This window comes from Bradyrhizobium sp. Gha, assembly GCF_900113735.1.
Classification (GTDB): domain Bacteria; phylum Pseudomonadota; class Alphaproteobacteria; order Rhizobiales; family Xanthobacteraceae; genus Bradyrhizobium.
The window spans coordinates 272,974-294,684 of record NZ_FOQM01000004.1; the positions used below are offsets into that span (position 1 = coordinate 272,974).

Annotated in this window: 10 protein-coding genes and 2 pseudogenes; 6 read left to right on the forward strand and 6 right to left on the reverse strand. The window is 59.6% G+C overall.

Going from position 1 to position 21,711, the window contains the following annotated elements:
* Window positions 1–35 precede the first annotated feature (35 nt).
* Window positions 36–1,775, reverse strand: a complete 1,740-nt coding sequence (locus tag BM222_RS09300) for an ABC transporter permease subunit (protein WP_177243095.1) — start codon at window positions 1,773–1,775, stop codon at window positions 36–38.
* 63 nt (window positions 1,776–1,838) lie between these two features.
* On the reverse strand, window positions 1,839–2,900 hold the full coding sequence (locus BM222_RS09305) for an ABC transporter substrate-binding protein (RefSeq protein ID WP_177243096.1): 1,062 nt from the start codon (window positions 2,898–2,900) through the stop codon (window positions 1,839–1,841).
* Window positions 2,901–3,076: 176 nt separating this feature from the next.
* Between BM222_RS09305 and BM222_RS09310 the strand changes: the two genes are divergently transcribed.
* Window positions 3,077–3,559: an Lrp/AsnC family transcriptional regulator gene (locus tag BM222_RS09310; RefSeq protein ID WP_092227956.1), complete on the forward strand. Its 483-nt coding sequence runs from the start codon at window positions 3,077–3,079 to the stop codon at window positions 3,557–3,559.
* A gap of 14 nt (window positions 3,560–3,573) precedes the next feature.
* Here BM222_RS09310 and BM222_RS09315 read toward each other — a convergent pair whose 3' ends face one another.
* The gene (locus BM222_RS09315) at window positions 3,574–4,797 is read right to left on the reverse strand and encodes a diaminopropionate ammonia-lyase (protein WP_177243097.1); all 1,224 of its coding nucleotides are present in this window, start codon (window positions 4,795–4,797) and stop codon (window positions 3,574–3,576) included.
* 261 nt (window positions 4,798–5,058) lie between these two features.
* Between BM222_RS09315 and BM222_RS09320 the strand changes: the two are divergent.
* Window positions 5,059–5,445, forward strand: a pseudogene (locus BM222_RS09320) (aminotransferase class V-fold PLP-dependent enzyme); the annotation flags it as partial.
* Between the two features lie 232 nt (window positions 5,446–5,677).
* Here BM222_RS09320 and BM222_RS09325 read toward each other — a convergent pair.
* Both BM222_RS09325 and BM222_RS09330 read right to left on the reverse strand, forming a co-directional pair.
* Window positions 5,678–7,514: pseudogene (locus tag BM222_RS09325) on the reverse strand (ABC transporter ATP-binding protein).
* Between the two features lie 282 nt (window positions 7,515–7,796).
* The gene (locus tag BM222_RS09330; protein WP_244547063.1) at window positions 7,797–9,146 is read right to left on the reverse strand and encodes a TlpA disulfide reductase family protein; all 1,350 of its coding nucleotides are present in this window, start codon (window positions 9,144–9,146) and stop codon (window positions 7,797–7,799) included.
* A gap of 1,140 nt (window positions 9,147–10,286) precedes the next feature.
* Between BM222_RS09330 and BM222_RS09335 the strand changes: the two genes are divergently transcribed.
* The 4 genes from BM222_RS09335 to BM222_RS09350 all read left to right on the forward strand — a co-directional run bounded on the left by BM222_RS09335 (window position 10,287) and on the right by BM222_RS09350 (window position 15,065).
* Window positions 10,287–11,609 carry a DUF3422 family protein gene (locus BM222_RS09335; RefSeq protein WP_092227959.1) on the forward strand — a complete coding sequence of 441 codons (1,323 nt, stop codon included), beginning with the start codon at window positions 10,287–10,289 and terminating at the stop codon, window positions 11,607–11,609.
* A 531-nt stretch (window positions 11,610–12,140) separates the two neighbouring features.
* Window positions 12,141–12,752: an outer membrane protein gene (locus BM222_RS41980; RefSeq protein ID WP_244547064.1), complete on the forward strand. Its 612-nt coding sequence runs from the start codon at window positions 12,141–12,143 to the stop codon at window positions 12,750–12,752.
* On the forward strand, window positions 12,634–13,830 hold the full coding sequence (locus tag BM222_RS09340; protein ID WP_244547065.1) for an outer membrane protein: 1,197 nt from the start codon (window positions 12,634–12,636) through the stop codon (window positions 13,828–13,830). Before BM222_RS41980 ends, BM222_RS09340 begins: the two co-directional genes overlap by 119 nt.
* Before the next feature lie 713 nt (window positions 13,831–14,543).
* The gene (locus BM222_RS09350) at window positions 14,544–15,065 is read left to right on the forward strand and encodes a hypothetical protein (RefSeq protein ID WP_092227961.1); all 522 of its coding nucleotides are present in this window, start codon (window positions 14,544–14,546) and stop codon (window positions 15,063–15,065) included.
* A gap of 31 nt (window positions 15,066–15,096) precedes the next feature.
* On the opposite strand, the gene BM222_RS09355 is transcribed toward BM222_RS09350, so the two are convergent.
* Window positions 15,097–21,711: non-ribosomal peptide synthetase (locus tag BM222_RS09355; protein ID WP_092227962.1), on the reverse strand; the 6,615-nt coding region annotated here is incomplete at its 5' end.

The following is a 21,711-nucleotide window of genomic DNA, read 5'->3' on the forward strand; positions in this document are numbered from 1 at the left end:
GTAGGATCAACGATGTCAGCGATTCATTCATCGGCTCAACGATTGAGGCTTTCCTGCGGGCGGCGAACTTGAACAACCGCGCCCACGAACAGCCGCAGAAGCATCAGAAGCGCAAGCACGATGAGAAACAGGACGGCGATGACGGCGATCTGGGGACTGATTTCCAGGCGGATGTTGTCCCACATTCTCATGGGCAACGGCGTCGCGGCGGGTCCGCTCAGGAAAAGACCGAACACAACGTCATCGAACCCTACGATGAACGCGAAGAGTGCTGCGCTCGCTAGCGTCGGCAACAGTAATGGAAGCGTCACCGTTTTCAGCGACACGAGCGGGCTCGAGCCTAGGCTCGCGGCAGCCAGCTCGAGGGTGCGATTGAACCGCTTGAGCCCTGCGATCATGACAACCACCGTATATGGTGCGCCGATGATCGTATAGCTGAGAGCAAATGCCAGCGGATTTCCGATCAGCGAGGATCCGGCGAGAGCGAAGAACAGGGACACTGCGATGACGACATGAGGAACGATCAGCGGGGAAATCAGGAGAAGATAGACAGGCACGCGTGCAGAGAACCGGTAGCGCACGAGAGCGAAGGCCGCGGGCACACCAATCGCAACGCTCAGGAGAGCGGACAGTCCTGCCCATCTTAGGCTGAAGCTTAGCGCATCGAGCCATTGCGAATTCTTGAGCAGGCTTGAGAACCACCGCAGTGAGTAGCCGGGTGGCGGAAAGGAGAGGTATGGTGCGTCGCTGAATGCAAGAGGAATTACGACCACGAAAGGCAGCACAAGAAGCAGGAGCGTCACCCCTGAGCTAACGTACAACAAGGGTCGGCGGACGGCCGTCAAGGCCTCATGCAGCCTCATCGACGGGCCATGCAAGATCGCCGTCAGCCCCTCCAGTATCAGCCACCGCGCAGCGAGACCGGATGTCGAGCTCTCGATGGACGAAAGGTTGTTATGTGGACGGTCGTCGAGTTCTTCCGCAATCCGGTGACGAAATATGAGAAAGACCGCGATCACCGTCAGCATCAAGACTGATGATTGGGCTGCGGCTTCATCAAAATTGCCGAGAATCAGCACGCGCAGGCTAATGCCCTGAGCGATCAGATAGCTATCAGGGCCACCAAGAAGCTCTGGCGTAATATAGAAGCCGAGACTGGACAGAAAGACGAGCGTGCAGCCGCTAATCACGCCTGGCATCGAGGCTGGCAGCGTGACCCTCAAGAAGGCGTCGGTAGGAGGACTTCCGAGGCTTTGTGCCGCTTTTGCAAGGCTTGGATTAACCCGCGCCAACACGGCATAGAGCGGAAACACCATGAGCGGCAGCTGGACCTGCACCATGCCGGCATAGACGCCGACCGAATTGAACACCATTTGCAGCGGCTCGGAGATAAGGCCAAGGTGCAAGAGGAGTTGGTTAATCGGTCCGTTGGGGCTGAGCAGGACGATCCACGCATAGGTTCTGATCAGGACACTCGTCAAATATGGGAGAGTGACAATGAGAAGCAGAAATGCAGCCAGGCGCGGTGGACATTTCGATACGGCATACGCGAGCGGATAAGCAATGAGCAAACAGACGATCGTCACGGTCGCGGCTAGCGCCAGTGTCCTGAGGATGATCCATACAAACGCCGGCGAGTTGGCGATCTCGATGTAGCTCTTGAGCGACCAGGCACCATCGTGTTGCAGGCTCTTGAGCACGAGTTGCGCAAGCGGCACGACGTAGCCAACCGAGAACAGGATCACGATCGGCAATGGAAGGAGGACGGGCACCACACGCGCCCGTCCTAAGGCGTCTCTCCTATGCGGCATGGCCAGACTCGCATCCACCATTTTGAGCTACCGCACGCCAGAAATCCAACGTTCCCATTGAGCCACGGCAATTTCATTGTTGGCCTTGCCGTTGGAGTTCACAGTGTTCCAGAACTCGTAGTCCTGGACGAACTGCAGCTTTCGTGCTTGGGGGGAAGTCGGCAGGAGCTTCGCCCGTTCAGAGGGCACATGTTCGAATGCACGCGAGTTTGGTGGCGAATAGAGGATGTGCTGGACGAACTTCGCCTGATTTTCGGCTCGCGCTGAGAACGCCAGGAACTTGAATGCGTTGTCCGCATTCTTCGTGCCTTTCAAGACCACCCAGGTGTCGTACTGCAGCATTCCTTGATTCCAGGTGTAGCCGATCTTGGCCCCCTGCTCGTTGGCCGCCGAAACCCGGCCGTTCCAGGCGCTACCGGCCGTGATCAATTTATCAATGATCATCTGCGGAGCTTCCGCGCCGGTGTTCCACCACTTCAAGATGCTCGGCTTGACCCGGCTGAGGCTCTTGAACGCGCGATCCCAATCAAGTGGATAGAGCTTCGACGGATAAACACCGTCCGCCATCAGAGCAGCTTCGAAAGTGCCACCGTCGGAGGCCCAGGTTCCGGCCATGAGCGAACGCCGTCCCGCGAATTTTTGGGCGTCCCAGACATCCGCCCAGGTGTTCGGCGCATCGGATGCAAATTTTGACGCATCGTACGCAATAAACAGCGAATAGATGATGGCCGGCACGGTGAACTTGCCGACCTTGACAGGACTGAACGCGTCGAGGTCCGCCTTGTCGAAGTAGCCATAGTCGATCGGAAGCAGAAGATTGTCCCGCTCGAAAGTCGGTGCCTTGCCGCCAGGAAGAATCGTCACGTCATATCGGGGAGCGCCGGCCAACACGCTCGCTCGCACAGCTCCCGTATCGGTCCGGGGTTGAGCTATGACCTTGATGCCGGTCTCTTTCTCGAACGGCTCGAAATAGGCGATGCGCTTGGCCTCGCCCCAAGACCCGCCGCCATCGTAGACCACGACCTCACCCGTGCCCTTGGCGATTTGCGCAATGGCAGGGGCGGCCAACAGTGAGCGCGCGGCGGCCAAGCCCCCAGCCCAAGCAGTGCCCTGAAGTAGCTTCCGTCTGACTACATCCACCATCTTCTCCTCCGTCTGCCAAACCCTTGCTCGATCCGCCTTTGCGCCTATAATCTGACGAGCACGTGGCTAAATTCGCCGTTCTGCGACTCAAAACGCCAGAAAACTGCAAATTGAAATTTTAAATGGCTGTCACCCCCACCGACCTGGACCGCCTCGATCTAAAGCTTCTCATGCTGCTGCAGGAGAATAATCTGCAGACCTCTGAGGAATTGGCGGAGCGCGTGGGACTATCGCCGACTTCTTGCCTGCGTCGACTCCGGCGATTGCGCGAAAACGGGGCGATCATGTCCGACGTCTCGATCATATCGCCGTCAGTCGCCGGGAAACGGGTCACGTCGATTGTGCTTGTGGCGCTCGAGCAAGAGCAGCTCGATCTTCTACACAACTTCAAGAATCGAATGAGCGCATATCCTGAGGTTACGCAGTGCTACTACGTAACGGGTTCGGCTGATTTCATTCTGGTCGTCAACACCGGCTCTATGGAGGAATATGGAGCATTTACCGAGCGAGCATTCTTTCCCGACAAGAACGTGAAATCATTCAGCACATATGTGTCGATGCAGACGGTCAAGTTCACCACCCGCATCAACCTTGACGTATCCTGACTAGCGGGCTTTGCTTATGCCTGTTGATTTCCGCTCCAAAGCGACAGGTCGGTGGGACCTTCCGTGGCAAAGAGCAGAACCTTGGCGGACTGATCGAGGCCAAGTTTTTTACGGTCCTTCTCTTCGGTCGCCCTCAAGAGGCCTGCTAATCCAGCCGCTCCGGACTCTCCGACGCGAAGAGCCTGATCGCCTGAAACACCTTCATGAAGCGAACGTACCGCGCCCACGGCTTCTTCTTCGGTCACCGTGATGTAGCCGCTGGTCAGCTCGTGGACGATCGGCCAAACCAACAACGATGGGCTTTGGCATTCAAGCATCGACATGTTTGTCGCAGGTCCAGACGGGAGCCGCACGGGCATCTTGGCTCGGGCGCTTTCGTAAAGGCATGCCGACCGTTCTGGTTCCACGATCCAAAGATGGATATCGCTCCCGAATAGCCCTCGTGCCGAGCCATGGCCGAACACGCTTGCTGCAAGACCTCCCACACCAGCCTGAACCAGAACATGCGTAAACGGCTTTGACTGTCCTGCCGTCGCCGCAATGATTTCGTCGATCAGGATCGCATACCCCTGGACCACAAAGCTGCAAGCAGTGTCGTCCTCCCCCGGGCCGACCGTATCCGGGACAGCCATCCAACCGTCCTGCGAGGCAGCCTTGGCCGCAGCCTCAACAGAGTCATTATAATCTCCAGCCACCCGCACGATCGCAGCGCCGAGCCGCGAGATATGAGACGCCCGCTCGTCGCTCACGCCTTCGTGGAGATATACGACGGCCCGGGCTCCGATGAGCCTCGCTCCGGCCGACACCGAACGGCCATGGTTCCCGTCCGAAGCACATGAAAATGTGAGCTCTGAAAGCATCGACCGAACGAAAGGCTCCGCCAATTCTGCGGGCAGAATCGAGCGTCCAGTCCGTCTCTCAACGTGCTTCATTGCGAGCTTCAGCACTGCGTAGGCGCCGCCAAGCCCCTTGAAACTGCCAATGCCAAGCCGCTGCGTCTCATCCTTGATCCAGATTTCGCCGAGACCCAGCTTGGCCGCGGTATGCGGCAGGGAAATCAAGCTGGTGGGTGCATAGTGCGGGCAAAACTGAAGGAGGCGCAGAGGCTCATTTCCCGCGTCGCGATCGCACCACCAAGGAGCCTTTTTCAAGCCAGGCGAGCGATTGCGCAGCAGAATGGGGCGATGATTGACAAACGTCTCCGACGGAGTTTCCGCAGATCTTGAAGTGGGGACCAAGCTCATCCTCCTGGGCAGGCAAGTACGATCTTCTCGAACCACTTTGCCAGCCCGTGAGGCCGTTTGGCGCAATCTATGAAGCGGCAAATGAAGGATTTTGGCATTGTGAGCCTTAAAATGGCGAGTTTGGGCCCTACTGTCAGTTATGTTTCGACAGATTTGCCGGTCGAGGACCGGTCGTGTTTGCGAATCTATCCATCTACGTTCATCGCGAAGAAGGAATTTCAGGTGCATAATGTTCGGAAGCAGGCTGCGAGCTCGATCAGGGATCTTTCTGATTCCGAGGTCGCTCGCTTGCGAGCGGATACGCCCGGCGTTGCACACCGAATCCACCTTAATAAAGCCGGCGCGGCGTTGATGCCGAGCCCCGTCGTCGATGGCATGGTCGCATACCTCCAGCGTGAAGCCCCAATCGGCGGATACGAAGCGAGTGCCGAAAGCACGCGGCAGTTGGAGGGCGTATACGATAGCATTGCTCGACTAGTCGGCTCAAAGCGCGAAGAAATCGCGCTGGCCGAGAATGCCACTTTGGCGTGGCAGCGCGCCTTCTATTCGCTTCGCCTTGGCCCTGGCGACCGAATCCTCACTAGCTCCGCAGAGTTTGCGGCAAACTATGTTGCGATTTTGCAGGTCGCTCGCCGTACGGGCGCTCGGCGCTGCGGAAAACGACGCGTCTCTCGCCGATAGTATCTTGCAGCCATTTCACTGCGGAGACTTGCTGCAAAGGCGTCGGCCGCCGCAACCATATCGGCGAGCCATTTCCGGAAGAGCTCTTCATGCGCCTTCATCAAGGCTCACGCGCGCCTCCGTCACCAGATTGCAAATAGGGATTGGGACAATCAAGCCATGCCGATGTGGAATCCAGCGGAGCCAAATAGCACTAGGCCGACGGAGATGCGGCCAGGCGTGCTTCAGGCTGGCCTTCCGCGGAGTGCGGGTCGACCTCGACGGCTTGCCACTCGAACAGACTGCGATAGATGCCGCCGGGTTGCACGATCAGTGCCGAATGCGCGCCCTGCTCTACGATCTTGCCGCGATCGAACACCAGGATGCGGTCGAGGCAGCGCACCGTCGAAAGGCGGTGCGCGATGACGATCGAGGTGCGGTCCTTCATCAGCCGCTCCATCGCCTCTTGGACCAGCGCTTCCGATTCCGAATCCAGGCTCGACGTAGCCTCGTCCAGGATCAACACTGGTGCATCGAAGGAACGCGCGCGCCAGCGCTATACGTTGCCGCTCACCGCCCGACAGATTTACGCCCCGCTCACCCACAAGTGTGCGGTAGCCCTTCGGCGATCGTATGATGAAGTCATGTGCATTGGCGAGCCTCGCCGCCTGCATGATCGCCGCCAGGCCGGCGCCGGGTCGGCCATAGGCGATGTTTTCTGCCAGTGAGCGGTGAAACAGGATCGGCTCCTGCTCCACGATCGAGATCTGGCTGCGTAGTGACTGCTGCATGGCTTTCGCAACGTCCTGGCCGTCGATCAGGATGCGGCCGCCGGAGAGGTCGTAGAGCCGCTGAAGCAGCTTGACAAACGTGGTCTTGCCGGAGCCGGAGCGGCCGACCAGACCAATCCGCTCGCCGGCGCGGATGTTGATTGACAGTCCGTCGTAGAGCGGCACGCGAGCGCCGCGATACAGGAAGGTGACGTCCTCAAACGTGATCCTCCCACAGTGAATGTCGATTGGTTTGGCGTCGGGGGCATCGACGATGCCGATCGGCTCGCCATAGATGGTAACGAGTTCCTCCATATCGTTCACCGAGCGCTGCAGATTGTTGATGTGCATCCCAACATCACGCAAATAGGCGTGGATAATGTAGTAGCTTGTCAACACATAGGTGATCTCGCCTGGAGAGGTCCGCCCGCCCATCCACAGCAGGATGGCGCCGCCGATCACCGAAGCACGGAAGCACAACAGCATCACGAGCTGCACCGCGCCCGCGTTGTTGGACCGCAGCCAGGTGCGCTGCACCCGCGCCCGCCAGCGTCTGACGACACTATCAAGCCGCGCATCCTCACGTGCTTCAGCACCAAAGGACTTCACCACATTATTGCAGGTGAGTGCGTCCGCTAGCGTGCCGCTGACTTTGCTGTCCCAGGCGTTGGAGACGCGCGCCGCCGGTGCGATGTAGCCGATCGTGAATGCCGTCGTCATGGCGACGTAGAAGACTGCGCCGAGGCCGACCACGGCGCCGAGCTCGAGCCAATACAGGCCGAGCAGGATCGTCGAACCGACGAGCACCGCGAGTGACGGCAACAATGCCATCAGGATCGTATGATTAAACAGATCGATCGCCCACATGCCGCGGGTGATCTTGCGCACGGTCGAGCCGGCGAACGAGTTACCCTGCCAGTCCGTTGAGAAGCGCTGCACTCGCATGAAGCCCCCCCGGGCCACATCTGACATGGTCTGCAGCGTGAGCGGCACGATTGCCCGCAAGCCCGTAAGTCGCAATATAATCGAGAGCAGACCTAGCGTGAGGGTACCAGCGAACGCAATCAGTGCCGCATTACGCGCGCTTTGGTCGGATGGGACCGAGGCCAATGCATCCACTAGATGGCCGGAATAGACCGGCATGAACAGGTCGGCGACCGTTGACCCTAAGAAGCCGGCGAGGACAATAGTGGCGCGGACTGGCTGCTTCAGCCACTGCTCCAACGCAAACGGGAGAACCAAGCCGATTGCGGCCGGTCGTTTGTCGTCTTGACTTGTCATGGCGCTAGGAGTTGGTGACACGCGCGGTGTGCAAGCCGAGCGATCCAAACCCGATGTGCACAATGCTTGGCGCGCCGTTCGAGCAATGCGATAAATGCCCGCAGTCTCGGGGCCGCGGCCGAACTCTTCCCATTTCCCCCACTCTTGGCGTAAGCGCTGAGCTGAAGCGCCACGCGCTTTGCGAGCTTCTCCGGCTGAGAGCATGGATCTGAAACATCGGCCAGCCTTGCGCGATCCGAGCTTGTGTGAGCCAGATAGGCGCAATCGGCGCCACTCTCTTCTTCATCTTTTCTCTTCCGGCGCTTGCACTTTGGTGGCTTGCGGAACTTCGGGTTGCGGGGTCGCACATAGAGATCCATGGCAAGCCTTCTGCCCCGTGTAGTTTGCCAGTGTTTGGACCAATACCGACATAACTTGCTGTTTCAGATTGTCGGGGATAGGTGCGGGGCCGCCCAGCGACCTCAGCGTCACCTCGATCAACTCGATCGCGCGATCCTTGTTGCCGCTCTCATAATAGTACTGGGCGACCGCCGGATAGGACAGGAACTTAGGGGCCTCCTCGCGTTGCGGACGATCCACTGCCAGAATGTGCTCGGATAACTCATTGCCCATTGCGAAGCGCTCGACCTGCGGCAAATGAGAGTTGTCATTCGCCGGATCAAAGAGTTGGCGCATTGCCATGGCCATCCACAGCGCGGATTTTTTGTTAATCGCGTCCCGAACAAATTGGCGCATCACGGGCAGGCCGGTCTGCACGTCGTGCATTTTGTGGAGCAACAGATCCGCATGCAGCGCGCGGAAGTTCACTTCATCCGGCAGAACAGCGACGGCTTCTTCGACCACCGAAAGCGCCTTGGCCCAATCGCGGGCCTCCATCGCTGGCGTCAGTTTAGCGAAGATCGGCATTGTGCGTTTGCCCTTGGCGATCCGCTCGGCATCGGCGGCTTTCGCTTCATCGCTGATCCGCCAGCGGCCGCTCAGAATCTTCGGCAAAACGTCATCGAGTTGCATCAGGGAACCGATAAAGGCGATGCGGCCATCACGGTCGACCACGAACGAGGTAGGAATTCCGACAGAAAAGCTGGAATCCATCCAAAGCTTGTCCATCTCGCGTGTGTAGTTGAACCCAATCCGGTAGTTGAGATTCGGCAGCCTTTCGGTCAACCATGTGTCCAACTTGCGTCGGGCCTCTTGCGCTGTTTGAGCGCGTTCACGAGCTGCTATTCCGAGTACCTCAACTCCGCTATCTCTGTATTTCTCTTGCAGCTGCACCAGGCCGGACAACGCCGCCGCACATGGTGCGCACCAAGTTGCCCAAAATTCGACAATGTATACCTTCCCCGGCTGGAAATTCGTGATGGGCTGACCGCGCAGCCAGTTCTCCACCTTGATCGGGGGAGCAGGAGATTCTAAGCCCAGCGCCAAAGTGATTGCCGGAGGCTGCGGGATGTTTTGCGTGAGCTGACCTCCGATCGCGACCGAGAGGGGTGGTGCCTTGGTGTAGATGCGGTTCCGGCCGAGATCCGCGGCGAATGTCGGTGTCGCCGGGCTAAGCGCGATCACACAAAAAGTCACAAGCAATAAGCTCTTCCTCTCACAAGCGGGCCACATCGTTTCAAGGAAAGTGAGCATAGCTGGTCTCGGGTTTGGTGCGCTCTGCGCATTCAGTCCTGCTGCATCTTAGTAGCAACGTCCGTGCCAGCATCGTCTGCGAGCAGCGCCTGACTGCGCATGAATAGCTCAACGGCACGATCGCCACGTGTCTGCCTCCCTGCGACAAACCGGTTGAGCCGCGACGCTTGGCTACTCTGAAAGACGCCTGAAAGGTGAGGAGAGCGCTCCAACTGCGTGATCCAGTCAACCTCACTCGAGGTGACGTTATCCGATCATCTCCGAGCCTCGCTCGGGGGTCCGGGCGCGGTCGCTCGCATGGCTCTCCATCGACAAATCCAACCAAAGCGTGGCCGCTCAACAATGGCGGCGGCAACCGATCACCTTGCCGAAAACAGACCCTTCCTTGTGGCTTGGGCCACGTGCGGATTCCGTCAGAATACAAGGCCCATGTCTGAAATCCGCCTCCGACTGTCTACGGAAGCCACATGCGTAAAAAAGCGAGAGTGCCCCTTCTGTAGTGCTGGCCCAAATCCTGCACCGGCTCTAGGCACGAGGAAGTTTGGTGCCGGCAACAAGATGGGAGTCGTGTTCGGGCCTCGATCGGTCAATCAACAATGCGGTTGCCGCACCGGAGGTCGTTCGTCTGTACCACGCTGGGAGAACGGAAGATGTTCGTGCTAGCCACGCCCTCGCGCGGCATTGGTCTTCGCAGCGGAAAACTGCTTTCAGAAGAGGGGCGGCCTATCTTTGCACGCCCCCTTCTGCGGCAGGGGATGTCGGTGGGATTCGGAGACAGACAACGATGTCCACGTAAATCTAGGTACTTGTCCGACGGTGCCGCGCGGAACCGTCAGAGCCGCGGAACGAGCTTGCTGGCGCACCGCTATAGCTATTGAACCACAATGCGGCATTTCGCCATAAACACCGGATCATACGTAGATGGCGTCATTTGAAAGCTGGATGAGGCGGCCTCATCTCAATTTGCCTGTCCTGACCTTCCAGCCGCAAGACCTCTCCCGAGTTCAAGGCGGCCTGGGTCGCAATCCTCGACATGCCGCGATCGGCAACCTAGCCGCGCCCAACCGTTTCCCAACACCCCATGGCCTGCCGCGTCAACGTTGGCGGCTGCCTGCTCACCCTGAAGCGAGGCGCCAATAGATGATCGATGAACTGGATCTGCGTACCTTCACGCTACACCCGCAACGCGCCGCTGTGCTTGGCGAAGTGCACGCGCGCCCCTTCACTCGCCTTGTTTCGCCCTTCAGCGTGATCCACTTCGCGTTTGTTGCACAGGGCGAGGCAGCCACAAGCGACCGCTGCCGTTTTATCGACTTTTGCCTCGAGCGCAATCTTACGCCGCCTGAGCAATCGGCGAAACTTCACCAAATTGTAATTGGGCCCGTTACGCTACGCTGGGAGCAGCATTCGGAGTTTACAACATTCACCTGGATCTGGACTGACGAAGATTGCTCTGCCGCGGACCGATTTGACAAAGTTGATGACACTGTCCGATCGCTGATCCGCGCGTTACGTCAGACCGGACAGTTGCTGGTCGCGATCAGGCTAGAAGTGGAGCGGGACGCCTCGCCCAAGCGGGCCGAACAGATTTTTGACAAGAACAGCCTGGCCATGGTTGCCACAAAGAGCGGCGCAGCCGTTGCCGCTTCAGACTTCCGTGTAGACGAAAAAGGCTTCACGAAAATCCTCGTCTGCGACCTCGGGTTGACGTCGCACGATCTCGGAGCGCTGGTGCAACGGCTGCTGGAGATCGAGACCTACCGCCCATTGGCGCTTCTTGGCCTGTCGGCGGCCCTTGAGCTTGCACCATCTGTTGATCGCATCGACCGCCGTCTTGTTGAGGCGCTCGAGAAAATGCAAAGTGGTGAGGGGCTCCAGTTCAACAACCATCTGCTTGCCGAGCTGACGGCACTGGCCGCATCCTTCGAAAGAGGCGCGACCGGCAGCCTATTTCGATTCGGCGCCAGCAGGGCCTATAACGAGCTGGTCCAATCTCGATTATCCATCATTGAAGGCAACGATGTTTCGGGCTATCCAACCTGGTCATCGTTTTTGGCACGCCGCATGGCGCCGGCGATGCGAACCTGCGCAACTGTGGAGGATCGTCAGGCGACCCTGTCGGTCAAGCTCGCGCGTGCAGCCGATCTGTTGCGTACCCGGGTCGACGTCGAAATCGAACGACAGCATCGTGACCTGTTGCAGGCTATCAACGAGCGCGCGAGACAGCAACTTCGGCTTCAGTGCACGGTCGAGGGATTGTCGGTCGGGGCGATCGGATATTATGTGGTCAGCCTGTTTAGCTATCTTGCCAAAGGCGCGCATGATGTCGGACTGCGAGTAGAGCCCTCGTTCCTGACCGCAGCCTTCGTGCCGATCGCCGTCGGCGTGATCTGGCTGGTGAGTTACAATGTCCGAAAGCGACACCTCAAGCACGACGACGCGCCCTCGCTCACTTGCGACTAAAGCTCCTCGAGGAAATCGGTGGGTCCGTCGTGCGAAGCTCGCATGGTCGGGGTGCGACGCTGCCGCAAGATCGCGGCCGGCTCCTGCGCAGGGTGATGCCCCGCCCGGACTAGTCCGACAAGGTGCACTGTGGATCGGCTCAGTCCCCTTGCCACTCGGACGGAACCAGACCAGGCTCAAGCCCTCACCATGTCGGTTTGCTGGCGCCTTGGCGCGCAACTATTTCTCGCAATTGTAAACGCTGCGTATTGGATCTGCCCTCGCACCATGGAGAGAGCTCGGAAGGTCAGGTTGTCCGATTTGAGACGACCGTCGGCAAGTTGACGCGGCAAACTGTTCCCAAAACCCTGCAAAGCACACGAATTCAGTATGGCACATGCATTGCTCTAGTCGGTGCATCGTCACCAATCGCAGTGCGTGATGTTTGGAGCGGATTTGGCAAGCTTTCCGCGACTCAATTCTCGCCGCGAGGCTTCACCATTTGCGACAATTTAAGAAGCCGGTGTGGACCGGGAAAGTGCAAGGCCTCTGATGAAATCGAGAGTTCTTCTGTTGGGTGTCACGACGATTGCGGCCATGGAAAGCGGAGCGGCCAACGCACGCGTTGAGCCAGGACCGACGCTGCCGGTTGCCGTATGGAATTGGTCGGGTGGCTATATCGGCGGACACGTCGGCGGTGGGTACGGGCAAACCTCCTTCAGCAATCCCTACGGTCCCTCGATCTATGGCGGCATCGTGGAAAGCCCGGCATTTCTCGCGGGTGGCCAGATCGGCTACAATTGGCAGAGCAGCAGCTGGGTGTTCGGCATTGAACTGAATGCCAGCGGCTTTATTTCCGAAGGCACAAATACCTGCCTTGCTCATTCGGGCTGGATTGTGAGCGCAAACTGCGTCGCAGGTCTCAACTTTTTCGCCACCGGAACTGGCCGCATTGGCTACGCTTTTGGCGCGCTCGGTCATACGCTGGCATATCTCAAAGGAGGTGTAGCCTGGCAAAACAATAGAGGCGATATCGTCAACAACTTTGAAAGGCGACGAGCCGCAAGAGAAAACTCATTTCGATTATGGTCGGGTCGGCGGCATCATCGGGCTCGGCGTCGAGCAAGCGATTACGCCTGCATGGTCGGTGAACGTCGAGTATGACTATCTGCGCTTTGGCGGACCGGGCGTCGCGACGCCTTCCACAGTGCAATTTCCGCCGCGTGCGATTCTGCCAGCGAACACAACCAGCCTGTCCAGCGACTATCACATCGGAAGGATTGGCCTTAACTACCATTTCGACGCCGACGGAAGGGCTGCAGAGTGCTCTAGTGCGCCACTGCCAGGCAGCGCACGGCCCATCCCCTACGTGCCGGGCTGGTCATTCGAAGGCGGCTCGCGGCTCTGGCTCAGCCGGGGGAGATTCCAGTGGGATCACAGCGCAGCGGACCAAGACCAAGATCCCAGGTTGCTGATATCAAGGCTCACGTATTACGGACTGGACGGATTTTCCGGGGAGTTATTCGGCCGCATCGACAGCCCGTGGGGAGTTTTCCTGAAGAGCAACCTTGGTACCGGGCGTTTCAACAAAGGGAAGGTGAACAATGAAGATTGGATCCCCCACAAAGAGCGGTCCTACCAGAACAGTCTTGAAAATCAGTCAAACGGAAGGTTCACATATTACACCGCCGACGTCGGCTACGATTTCCTGCGCGGCACGAACTACAAAGTAGGTGGATTTATAGGGTGGACCTATTACGGCCAGAGCTCGGACAGGAGCGGTTGCGTTGAGATCGCTCATCCGTGGCGTCGATGTCTTGCCCCGGGTGACAACAGGATCGTTGGCAGCGAGGATACGCAATGGAATGCGCCTCGAATCGGCCTGAGCGCCGAAACCATGCTGACCGAGCGTTGGCGCTTGAGCGCTGATGTCGCTTACCTGCCCTGGACTGATTTCATCGGGCGAGACGATCACCTCCTGCGTCCCGAGACGACCTTCTCGGAACAACGAGGCAATGGTGGTGGCGGCGTCCAGCTTGAAGGTGCGCTGTCCTACTTCCTCACCAGCAACTTTAGCATTGGCTTTGGTGCCCGCTATTGGGGTATGTGGACTAAAAGGGACGCTTGGTCCATGCACTGCGGTAACGGTTGCATCGAGCACTCGCCCGCATTTGCGAAGTACAGCATGGAGCGCTGGGGTACATTCTTTCAGGCTTCATACAAATTCGATTCAAAGACTTGATTTTGGCCGGCTCGAAACTACCTACGGGCCATCCAGGCCTGCTCGTAAGCATCGACCCTCGCCGCCATAACAACGGCTCCGAGGTCGTGGGTAATGATGCTGAAGCACCTCGGAATCGAGCAGAGCTGCTGCTTGGCTACAATGTGCAAGCCCAAAAGGCTGTCGACTTCCTTGCGGACCGAAATTGTCGGTGCCGACACGCTGGCACCCATCATCCGGCCTTGCTTGAGGATTTCCAACCTCCTTCGATCGTTCTCTATGCCAATAGAAGTAAAGTGTCGGCGCTTTCATTTTCGCTCTTGAACAATAGTTTCAATGCACGCCTGCAAGTTGACGAAACGCCGCAACGTTCCAGGTTGGCCTGGAAGTGACAGCAGCGCGCGATGGTTCGTGGCACTCAACAAACCACGATCTCCCGCCGGACGTATGGTAATTAAAGCGCCAACTCGTGAAGCGAACAACAGATCATTGCAAGACGAGAAGGTACCATAGTTATCTACCTCGCAAGGCCAACCATCGATGGTGGCGACGGTATCAGCGCGAGACTCAAGAATGAACGCGCCGCGGAGGTCGCATTTTGTTAAAATTCTCATGCCAACTAGCACTCGATCGTCGCAGCTGCCGAATGTACGCCGTGGCGTCGCGAGCTCAGAGTTTCATACCAGGGTCTTTCGTGTGATCCGAGCGAACCGGTGCAAGGCTGACGAGCACACGTGGGCGCACGGCTGATCGCACGATCGGCGGCATCGAGCGAGCCGGAGATCAGCTCGGCGCCCTTGGGCGATCCGCCGTACAGCAGCTATCGTCAAGCGTTGTTCACCGCCAATAAACTCGCCTTTATCAGGCTCAGTTTCACAAAGCGCGATCAGATTGCTCAGTCGCTTGGCGCCGTCTGTTTTGTCAAAAATCTCGGTAAATTGTCGGGTCGCATCTTCCAAGAGCTTCTTGCCATATCGGTATCTTCGTCGGACAAAGGAATGCAGATTGAGTGCGTGCATTCTGGCGGCCGGTATCCCGAACTCGATTATTTGTTCGAGGAGCTGGCGCGCAGCGTATTCCCGCCGCGCTCGCTTGGCTGCCGCTTTTATTCGAAGCTCGCCCTGCTCTGGGCAACGATTATCGGGATGATTGGCGAAACTGACACGATCCTTGTCCTCGATCAAGATGCCCACGTCTTCCAGACCGTTCTCAGGGAGTGTGCACGACCAAGTCTGTTGTCGTCCAGGACGCGATGACTTCGCTCCCTTCTGAGAAAGTTCTTTGGATCTATTCAACACTCCCGATCAGGGCTCTTGAAATGGCTCGAGCCAGAACTCGGCGGTTCTCTGGATGGTTCACCATTGTGTCGTGGTTGCCTGGAACCGGTACAGCATGAACAGCCTTAGCATTCACAACGCGGTCCCAACCTTTCATTGGCAAATCCCGGTCGGGCTGCCCGTGATGTGACAACCCATGAATAGTGAGACGCTCACTGGCATAAAACTGGTGGATTTCAATCGGAAGCGACGGAATGCGATAAGACTGTAGCGCCCGGTGAAATGTCGTGGCCCTTTGATACATCGAAAGTTCGTTGTGGAGGTCGTAATCTGAAGCGAGCGCACCTAGTTGTTGCGCCTTTTCAAGCACCTCAGAGACGGAACATTGGTCGGCGTCGCGTTCCAATACCTGCCGATGTTCATCCCGCAAGACTCCACAACGATCAAAGACAAATTCCCGCGCCAAATTGTCGAGCAGCGCGTTTGAAGACGCCGCAGGTAGACTAACATCGATGAAGGCCATGAATGGCACAGCTTCATCAAGACGCAGCAGCTGCTCGGCAATTGCATAAGCGAGGATTGCACCTGATGAGTATCCAGCAAGGCGGTATGGGCCATGTGGCTGGATCTGTTTCATCGCGACAATCATCTCCGCGGCCATCGTCTCAAGAGGCGGCGGACAAACGTCGTTTATAGCCGGCCATGGCAGAGCGTAAACCGAGCAGTCTGCATCCATGTCCGCGGCCAAACTGAGCACGTACGAGCAATCTCCCAAACCTGAGGGGACAAAGAAGAGCGGTGGCTGCGATCCGGTCGGCCGAACGGGAATCACCGCCCTGTTACTGTGGGGCACCTGCGAACGAGTCTTCGATGCAAGCTCCTTCAAAACAGGGGCTCGGAAGAGGTCGGCGGCGCTAAAACTTAGCCCGGAATTTAATGCTCGACTGAGCATCTGCACGGCCAAGAGCGAGTGGCCGCCCAGCTCGAAGAAGTGGTCGTTACGCCCGATACGCTCGATATCAAGCAGCTCGGCCCAGATCTGCGCCAGCGCGGTCTCGACCGATCCTTGCGGCGGCTCATAAGCCGCCAGTGCATAGGCTTGATCGCGAGGGGCCGGCAGCGCATTCCGGTCGAGCTTGCCGTTCACGGTCAGTGGAAGCGCCTCCAGCCGAACGAACGCACTCGGCACCATGTAGTCCGGCAGAAGCGCACTCAAGTGCGCGCGCAAGGCGCCTGCAAGACTGCCGCCATCACCCTCGTCCGAGCCGGCCTCCGGCGCACAGACCACATAGGCAATCAGATGCTTGTCACCAGGGCCGTCCTGGCCCGCCACCACCACCGCCTCGCGCACCCAGGCGTGCTCGCAAAGCTTTGCGACGATCTCACCCGGCTCGATGCGGTAGCCGCGGATCTTCACCTGGTCGTCGTTGCGACCCAAAAACTCGATATTGCCGTCCGGCAGGTAGCGTGCAAGGTCGCCGGTCCGGTACAGCCGATCGCCCTCGACAAAGGGACTGGCGATGAACCGTTCGGCTGTCAGCTCAGGGCGGTTCAGATAGCCTCGCGCCACCCCCGCCCCGCCAATGTAAAGTTCGCCCACCGCGCCGAACGGCACGGGCACGCCTTGGCCATCCAGCAGGTACACCCGTGTGTTGGCGATGGGACGCCCGATCGGGACAATCGACCCATTGAAATCAGCCGGGCAAGTCCAGGTCGTCGCGCAGACCGTTGCCTCGGTCGGCCCATAAGCGTTGACAATTGATGCTGCGGTCAGACTGCGGATGAGTTCAGGCTTCGGTAGCTCTCCAGCAAGAATGAGAACCGGCGCAGTCAAACCTTCACGATGCTTGCTTGTCTGAAACAGTGCCGGAGGTAATGTCGCGTGAGTGACGGCTTCGCTTCGGAGATAATCCGACAGTCTGTCACTCGCCTGGCGCACCTCTTCTGCAGGCAAGTGCAAAGAGGCTCCGGAGCCAAACGCCATAAGCAACTCCCAAGCACTTGCATCAAAGGCAATGGAGGCGAACTGCACGATGCGGCTATTGGACGAAGTGCCGAAGAGGCGGACCTGAGCCGACAGAAGATTGACCAAGCCCTGGTGCTGGACCATGACCCCCTTCGGGGTTCCGGTTGATCCTGAAGTGTAAATCACATAAGCGAGATGCCCCGATGTGAGGCCAAGCTTGCGCCGGTCAGGGTTTGAGGCTGGCCGTTCGGCCCAGGCGGGCGTGGCCGTCTCCATATCGATGAGCATTACATCGGTCAGCAGATCCGGGGCGAGTGCTGAGCGACCGACGACGTCGCAAAGTAGAAGCCTCGGCGAGGCATCGTTGACAACTTGTTGCAGCCGCTCACTGGGATACGCTGGGTCCAGCGGCAGATAGGCACCGCCCGCTTTCAGGATGGCCAAGACGGCAATCACCATCGCCGAACTGCGTTGGAGGCAGATTGCGACCGGCTGGTCCGGCTTGACCCCAAGCTCGATCAGATGATGCGCCAGACGATTGGCGCGCGCGTTTAGCTCGCCATAGCTGAACCGCTCGTTTTCAAAGACCAGCGCTAGCGCCTCCGGCGCCTTGTTTACCTGCGCCTCGACCAGCTCATGGACGCACAGCTCCGACGGATAGGCCTGCGCCGTCCGATTCAAATCCTCCAGCAGATAGGTGCGCTCCTCAGCCGGCAAGATGTCGAGCCCGCGTACCGGCATATCCGGGGCGTGCTCCAGCGCCTTTGCCAGCTGCTCCAGCGCGCGCTGCATGTAGCCGCAGATCCGATCCGCCGAGATTGGCTCCGCCACTTGTGCAGTGAGGCCCAGCGCCTCGCCATAATCCTCCACCGATAGGGTCAGCGGATAGTTGGTGCGTTCCTCACCGCCCAGCCATTCCACACCCCGCATCACATCATTCGTCCCGGAATTGGGCACGGCCGGCGCCGCGTTGTGACGGTAGTTCAAGAGCGTGCTGAACAGCGGCGCCGACGCCGCGACAGCGCTGCAGCGCTGTGCCAGCGACAGCGAGGCATGCTGATGTGCCAGCAATTCGGCCAGCCGGGCGTGCGTCGTCCGCACGCTCGCCTCGACGGCGGTCCCATCGAGATTGAGCCGCAGCGGCAGGGTGTTGATGAACAGCCCCATTGCGCGGTCAGCGCCCGCGCTGCCCTGCAGACGCCCGAATAGCACCGTTCCGAACACGACCTGCTCGCGGCCGCTGCTGCGTGCCACCACCTGCCCCCACGCCAGATGGCACAGGCTTGCCAGACTGACGCCCAGCCGGCGCGCCTGTTGCACCAACAGGGCATGGAGCGCTGGCGGCAGCATCCGATGCGCCTCACGAACCCCGCCGCCGTCGCCGCGCACCTCGCTCAAGCCGAACGGCGTGGTCGGCTCATCGATGTCGTCCAGCAGCTTCCGGAAAAAGGCTTCATCGGCCTTGGCATCACCGCGTAGATGCACCTGTGCCACCAGATTGCGAAACGGCTGCGGCGCCGTCAGCTCGTGCATTCGCCCCTCCATCTCGGCGCGGATCTCAGCCTGCATCACGTCTCGCGTCGTGTGATCCCCGATCAGATGATGCTGCAGCTCCAGCAGCAGCCAGCGCGCGCTGCCGGGCTCGCGTGCAATCACAAACCGCAGCAGTGGCGCCCGGCCAAGCTCGATGCGGTGCCGATGTGGACCAAACCGCTCCTTGAGCTGTTCGGCGCCAGCGCCGCGAGCGCTATCCAGCTGAACCTCGGTCACCTCCAGTCGCGCCCGCCGCCACACTACCTGGGCTGGCCGCGACAATCCCTCCCAGACAAACGAGGTACGCAGGATGTCATGCCGATCCACGACCCGCTGGACCGCAGCAAGATAGCGCTCGAGCAGCCCACGCTCTGCAAACGCCATCAGTGACACCTGTAGGTATGGATCGCCTTGTGTCGCCAGCAAATGATGCAACAGGATGCCGTCCTGCAGAGGCGCCAAAGCGTAAATGTCCTGGATATTGCAAACCCCGCCTGGGACGGTGGCGATGATCCGGTCGATCTCGCCCTGCGTGAGCTTGATCAGCGGCAACATCTCCGGCCTGATCGCCGCAGTCCGCTCGGTGAACAGGTTCGCTGGGACCGCCACTTCGTGATGGCCGCCAAGGCTTGCGGCCAGGTCTGCCAGCACCGGCTTGACGAACAATGTTCGCACCTCGATGCGCAGTGACCGCTGCCGCAGACGCTCCATCATCTGCACTGCCAAGAGCGAGTGCCCTCCTAGTTCAAAGAAGTTATCGTGCCGTCCGACCCGGTCCAGCCCTAGCAGCTCGGCCCAGATCTGCGCCAGGACCGTCTCCATCTCGCCCTGCGGTGGCGCGTAGGTCTTTCGGGCATACGCCTCGTCGCGGGGGGCCGGCAGCGCGTTGCGATCGAGCTTGCCGTTCAGCGTCAGCGGAAGCCCTGCCAGCCGCACGAACGCACTCGGCACCATGTAGTCCGGCAGCCCCGCACTCACATGCGCCCGCAAGCTACCGGCAAGATCAGATTCCTCCGTTTCGGTGCCAACGACATACGCCACGAGGCGCTGCTCGCCGCGGCCATCCTCGCGCGCCACCACCACCGCCTCGCGCACGCGGGCGTGTTCGCAAAGCTTTGCAACGATCTCCCCCGGTTCGATTCGGAATCCGCGGATCTTCATCTGGTCGTCGTTGCGGCCCAGGAACTCGATATTGCCGCCCGGCAGGTAGCGTGCAAGGTCGCCGGTCCGGTACAGCCGATCGCCCTCGACAAACGGACTGGGGATGAACCGCTCGGCCGTCAGCTCAGGGCGGTTCAGATAGCCGCGCGCCACCCCCGCCCCGCCAATATAAAGCTCGCCCGCCGCGCCGAATGGTACCGGTCTGCCGTGGCCATCCAGCAAATAGACCCGCGTGTTGGCAATAGGACGGCCGATCGGGACGATCGCCTTATCAAACTCAGCCGGGCAGCTCCAGGAGGTAACGTCGATCGCGGCCTCGGTCGGACCGTAAAGATTGTGCAGGTCGGTCCAGGGCAACACTCGCCGAACTCTATGTACACTGGCGGCAGGGAGCGCCTCGCCGCTGCATAAAACTCGGCGCAGCGATCTGCAGCGGTTGACACTCTTCGCATCCAAAAAGCTGACCAGCATGGATGGCACGAAGTGAACCGTCGTGACGCGCTGGCTGACAATCAAGTCGACCAAGGCGTCGGGATCTCTGTGCGCACCGGGTGGCGCCAGCACCAGTGTTGCCCCTTCAAGCAAAGTCCAAAAGAACTCCCAAGCCGAGACATCGAAGCTAAATGGGGTCTTCTGCAACACGACGTCCGTTGTCTTCAGACCATAGGCGTTCTGCATCCAGACCAGGCGATTAACGATGGCCCGATGCTCATTCTGTGCGCCTTTGGGCGTGCCCGTGGATCCCGAAGTGTAGATCACATAAGCGAGATTGCGGGAGGACAGGTTGAGCGCGCGCGGGTCAGGATTCGCTTCCGGCAGGCTCGCCCAGGCCGGCGCCGCAGCATCGAGGTCCACCACCCTCACATCTGCCGGCACCACCGCGCCGAAGGCGGCACGGCCGGCCAGATCGGCTAGCAACAGGGGCGGCGCCGCATCGTCGAGCACCTGATGCAACCGCGCAGACGGATAGGCGGGGTCCAGCGGCACATACGCCCCGCCGGCCTTTAGGACGGCCAAAAGCCCAACAACCATCATCGGACTGCGCTCGACGCAGATCGCAACAGGCTGATCCGGCGTGACCCCGAGGGCGATCAAATGATGCGCCAGGCGGTTGGCCTTCGCATTGAGCTCACCATAGCTCAGCCGCTCATCTGCGCAGACCACCGCCATTGCGTCCGGCGCCTTGTGCACCTGCGCTTCGAACAGCTCGTGGATGCACCGCTCCGCAGGGTACGTCGCCGCCGTCCGATTCAGCTCCTCCAGCAGATAGGTGCGCTCGGCTTCCGACAGCAGCTCAATCCGGCGGACCTCTTGCTGCGTATCGGCAGCCATTGCCCGCAGCAGTGCCAGCAGATAACCACGCTGCCGCTCGATCGTCGCGCGATCGAACAGCGCCGTGGCATAACCCAGCGTTCCGGCGATCTCCTCCCGATGCTCGCCAAGGCTCAACTCCAGATCAAACTCGACCTGATCAAGCTCGTCCCCGGCAGCTTCGACACGCAGCCCCGGCAGATCCAATGATCCAAGCGCATCGTTCTCCCAGGCCAGCATCACCTGGAACAACGGCGTGTGATCAAGAGCCCGGGGCGGCTGCACGATCTCCACCACCTGCTCGAACGGCAGGTCCTGATGCTCCTGCGCAGCCAACACCGTGCGGCGCGTCCGCTCCAAAAGCTCCGACACGCTTGGCTTGCCCGACAGGTCCAGCCGAAGCGCCAGGGTGTTGACGAAGAACCCGATCAGCTCTTCGATCTCCCGCTGCCCTCGATTGGCACTCGGCACGCCAATCACAAGATCGTCCTGCCCCGACAGACGCGACAGCACCGCGGCCCAGGCCGCCAGCACCACCATGAACAACGTCGTGCCATGCTGCAGGCTCACCCGCTTCAACTCCCGCGTCAGATCCGCATCGATGACGATCGGGACCGTGGCCGCGGCAAACGACTGCTGGGCTGGCCGCGCCCG

What these genes read in the sequence shown, in the direction of transcription:
- BM222_RS09310 (WP_092227956.1), top strand. Translation starts at nt 3,077, where the DNA reads ATGGCTGTCACCCCCACCGACCTGGACCGCCTCGATCTAAAGCTTCTC.
- BM222_RS09330 (WP_244547063.1), bottom strand. Translation starts at nt 9,146, where the DNA reads ATGCTCACTTTCCTTGAAACGATGTGGCCCGCTTGTGAGAGGAAGAGC.
- BM222_RS09335 (WP_092227959.1), top strand. Translation starts at nt 10,287, where the DNA reads ATGATCGATGAACTGGATCTGCGTACCTTCACGCTACACCCGCAACGC.
- BM222_RS41980 (WP_244547064.1), top strand. Translation starts at nt 12,141, where the DNA reads ATGAAATCGAGAGTTCTTCTGTTGGGTGTCACGACGATTGCGGCCATG.